Source organism: Faecalibacterium sp. An122 (assembly GCF_002160895.1).
GTDB lineage: Bacteria > Bacillota > Clostridia > Oscillospirales > Ruminococcaceae > Faecalibacterium.
This window is the reverse complement of record NZ_NFLL01000062.1, coordinates 1-3,226: the sequence shown is the minus strand read 5'-3', so window position 1 is coordinate 3,226 and position 3,226 is coordinate 1. Positions and strand designations below refer to the sequence as shown.

The 3,226-nt window shown below is 56.4% G+C and carries 3 protein-coding genes; all 3 read right to left on the bottom strand.

The annotated features are described in order from the left end of the window. On the bottom strand, positions 1-1,235 hold a 1,235-nt coding region (locus tag B5E67_RS15185; protein WP_143405450.1), incomplete at its 3' end, for a toprim domain-containing protein. Between the two features lie 14 nt (positions 1,236-1,249). Further along, a complete protein-coding gene (gene mobQ / locus B5E67_RS15180; protein WP_343286537.1) occupies positions 1,250-2,755 on the bottom strand; it encodes a MobQ family relaxase in 1,506 nt (501 codons plus the stop codon). A gap of 248 nt (positions 2,756-3,003) precedes the next feature. Then, the coding region (locus B5E67_RS15175) for a DUF3847 domain-containing protein (RefSeq protein WP_143405448.1) at positions 3,004-3,226 on the bottom strand (223 nt) is incomplete at its 5' end.

Here is a 3,226-nt window from a genome sequence, read left to right as displayed (position 1 = left end):
AGGGTAAGCTCCCGCTTGGCTTCATCAATCACAAGCACGCGGTCAAGGTCGGCTTCGGCTTCTATCAAGCGGGGCTTGACGGTATCGCCCAGCCCGTCCTCGGCGGTCTGGTAAATCACTTGGAATGGCGGCAAGGGCTTCATTCCCGGCAGCGTTCCCCCGGTGGTGCAGGCGGCGGCAAGGCGTAGGGCAAAGGTGGTCTTGCCCTCGCCGGGATTGCCTTGCACAATGGTTACTTTCCCGAAAGGGATATACGGCTCCCATAGCCATTCAACGGTCTGTGTGTCAACCTCGCTCATGCGAATAATCTCGACGGTTTCTTCCTGCGGCGGCTCTTTCAAGCCGTAAACCGCTTCCCGGATATACTTCCCGTCTGTGATTTCTGCCCGGTGCTGCAATACCTCGTTCCAGTCCTTAAACAGCGGCACAAGGCGGTGGACGGTATATCCCTCCGGCACAAGCTCCGCAAGGCGGCTGCAAGCGTCGTTTCCCGCTTGGTCGCTGTCAAGGCAGAGGTAAACGGTCTTGATGTTTGGGCGGTCAGAGAGGAAACGCAACAGGGCTTTTTCTCCCACGCCGCCCAATGACAAATAGCTCTGCTTCTGCCATGCCTTTTTGAACAGGCAGAGGAAAGAGAGCAGGTCAACGGGGGCTTCAAAGACAAAAAGCCTGTCGCCCTCGCCCCGGTAGCAGAAATTAAAGGCTTTGTCGCTGCCTTTCACATCAAGCCGGAAGTTTCCCGCCGTCCCCTTGCTGTGGGCGTAACGCGGTATTCCGTCCTCGTCCCGCCCCACAAATACGGCGTTGTGGTGGGCTGCGTCCTCGTAAATATCGCCGCGGGCAAAGAAAAAGCCCGTCACATCTTCATCAATGCGGCGGGCGGCTGTGAGGTAGTTCCTCGCTGTTCGGTTGTCGGGGCTGCGGGGCGGTAGCCGGAAGTCGGAGAGGGGCGCGGAGCTTGGTCTATCCGGCGGCGGTGCGGCTCCCTTTTCTCCTGTGAGAAGTTCAACGGCTTCGGTAAAACTCTTGCCAAAAAACTCCATGACAAAATCAATGGGGCCGCCGCCCTTGCTCTGGCTGTGGCGATACCACTTGTTGCCCCGGACGGTCAAGCTGTCGTGCCGTTTCCATCGGTATTCCTGTCCGGCGCGTTCCAGCGGTTCCCCCTGCGATTGCAGGAACAAAACAAGGTCGGCTTGGTTCGCCCGGTCTATCTGTTCTTGGGTGTAGTACAAAAAACTCACTCCTTTCATCGGTCTATGTCGTGCCGCTTTGTGCGGGTCTGTGTCTGCTCCGGCTGGTCGGCGCGGAGTGCAATATCCACGCATTTGCGGATTTTTTGAAGTTCGGAAACATCGGCGCGGGTATCTTTCAGTTTGGCATAATCGCTGTCCCTCTGTGTTTTGAGGTCGGCATATTCCTGTTCCCATTCCGCAATAGGCAAGGTCTTTGTTCCTTTCGGCAGATTTGCATGGAGATAGCGGCTTGCTGCGTTCCATAGGGTCAACTCGGCGCGGTGGGCTTCCTCGTACTTGTCGCGCTTGTTTGTCCAGCCGTTTTGCAGCTTTTTCAGCTCATCGTGAACGGGCTTGTACTCGGTGTAGTTCTTCCCGTATTCAATCAGCTTTTGCAGCTTCTTCATGCGTTCCTCGGCGGTTTTCATGCCCGCCCGGATAGCGTCGGCTTGGTCGCTGACAGAGGAAAGGGTAGCGTCCAGCTCCGCAAGGGTGGAAATGCCATGCTCGGAAAGATAGCCTACTGCCTTTGCAACGGTTTTCAGTTCATCGGCGGCGTGCTGCCTTTGCCAACTTTGCGAATACTTCCGGCTCTTTTCTCTCTGAACGCTCAAATACTTCATCAGCAGATTTGCAAGGCCGGGGGATTGTTGCGGCTGTTCCGGGGCGGTTTCCCACGCTTTGAACAGGTCGGCAATCCATTCTTTGAGCTTTCCAATCTGCGCTCGGATTTCCCGTATAAGGCGGTTTGCCTTTTGGATATTCCGGTTCAGTTCGCCTTTCTCGGTGGCAATACCTTTCTTCTCCATCTGGCAAGCCGCCACGCCCATGTGGACGGTGGGTATCTCGCCAATGCCGCGCTCGGCGTTGCTGCGGTGGTCGATACGCTCCGGGCTTCCGGCTCGTTCAAGGTAGGCGTTTGAAATATCCGCCCATGCCTTACGCCACAAGAGGGCGTTGCCCTTGTCGTTCCAGCCGGTCAGGTCAACTTTGTGCGTCTTGTATCTGCCGCTTGGCAAGCGGATACGCTCGCCGTTTTCATCAAGGTCATATTCCTTTTGGGACTTTGCCGCCCATGCGCCGCGCTCGTCAAGGGGGCGCATGGTAAGCATGATGTGACAATGGGGATTGCCCTTGCCGGTGTCGTGAATGGCATAATCAACGCACATTCCTCTGGAAACAAATTGAGAGGAACAGTATTCCCGGACAAGCCGGATCTGTTCCTCTCTGGATAACTCTATGGGGAGCGCCGCGTCAATCTCTCTGGCAAGCTGGGCGTTCCCGGCTTTCTCGTAAAGCTCCACGCTGTTCCACAAGGTTGAACGGTCAGAGAAAGAGGGCGGGGCGTGGGGTGGCAGCATAATTTCCGTATGGACAACACCGCCTTTGCGGGTGTAGTCGTGTGTCATTCCGTCCCACTCATTTGTCAGCTTTTCGCCGCTTCGGTAGGCGGCTGCGGCAACGGCTGATTTGCCCTTGCCCCGGCTGACAATGCTGATATTACAATGATAGATGGCTATGGGTATCACCTCCCGGATAAAATGAAAACCCGCAAAAATGGTACAGACGCCAAAGGCGGGTATACTGTTTTTGTGGGTGTGCAGGGATAGCCGCGTAAGCGGCGCAAGGGGTGCAGCCCCTTGTTGCGGCAAAGCCGCCAATGTCGGTCAGAGAGGGAAGCAAGCGGCTTTCTCTCTGTGCCGACAAGCCCTCGGCAGAGCGCACGCACCCGTAAGGGTGTATAAGTGCGCCCTTTGTACCAAAGGGATTATTCGCTTTTCCCGCCCTCGGTGCGTTTTTTCAGATAGCCCCGCGCTTCCTCGCTCGTCAGGGCAAGCCGGAGAAAGGCGGCGGCTTCTTCGTCGGTCATGGTCTTTGCTTCTGGCACAATGCTCTCAAAGACCGCACCCCGGACGATCAGCCGATGGCTGCGCGTCCTGCGTTCCTCTTGGGATAACTTTTGCCGCAACACCTTTTCCCGATTTTCAAGC